1 protein-coding gene is annotated in these 510 nt (G+C 63.3%); it reads right to left on the bottom strand.

The window, feature by feature from the left end; genetic code table 11:
• The coding region (locus PKE99_RS39520; RefSeq protein ID WP_498371929.1) for a transposase family protein at positions 1-442 on the bottom strand (442 nt) is incomplete at its 3' end.
• Between the last annotated feature and the right edge of the window lie 68 nt (positions 443-510).

The raw sequence follows: 510 nt of genomic DNA, 5'->3' as shown, positions 1-510 counted from the left end.
GCGACAGATGCCAGCCCAGAAGCTCACGGGTGTGACAGTCGATGACGAGGGCCAAAGTTGTCCAGCCGTCGCGCCCCGCCCAGACACGGCAAAGGTCGGTGGACCAGCGTTCGTTCGGAGCTGTGGCGACCGAGGGATCGGCCTCGATGCTGGGCCGCATGCCAATCGGTCGCTTTCGCACCTGCCAGCCTTTGATCTGGAAGATCCTCTGCACCGTGTTCTTGTTGAAGCCCAGAAGCCAGGCAACCGTCCGGTAGCCAAAGGACGGCTCCTTTTCGATCATGGCCTTGATCGGATCAGCAAAGCGGGGATCGACCTTCGGCGCAGCCTTGGTCGGCTTGTAATAGACCGTCCGCCGCGGCACGCCGAACCAGCCACACAGCTTGGTCAGCGGCACCGCGATCCCATCCGCCAGAAGGCCCTCATGAAGCGCCCGGATCAATTGCCGTCCTCCCGCTCCATGAGGGCCGCCAACTTTTTTCTGGCGCGCAGCTCCAGCATGGCCTCGCC

Source organism: Pseudonocardia halophobica (assembly GCF_027922425.1).
GTDB lineage: Bacteria > Actinomycetota > Actinomycetes > Mycobacteriales > Pseudonocardiaceae > Pseudonocardia > Pseudonocardia halophobica.
The sequence above is the reverse complement of the archived record's forward strand: the minus strand, read 5'-3'. Positions and strand labels throughout refer to the sequence as shown.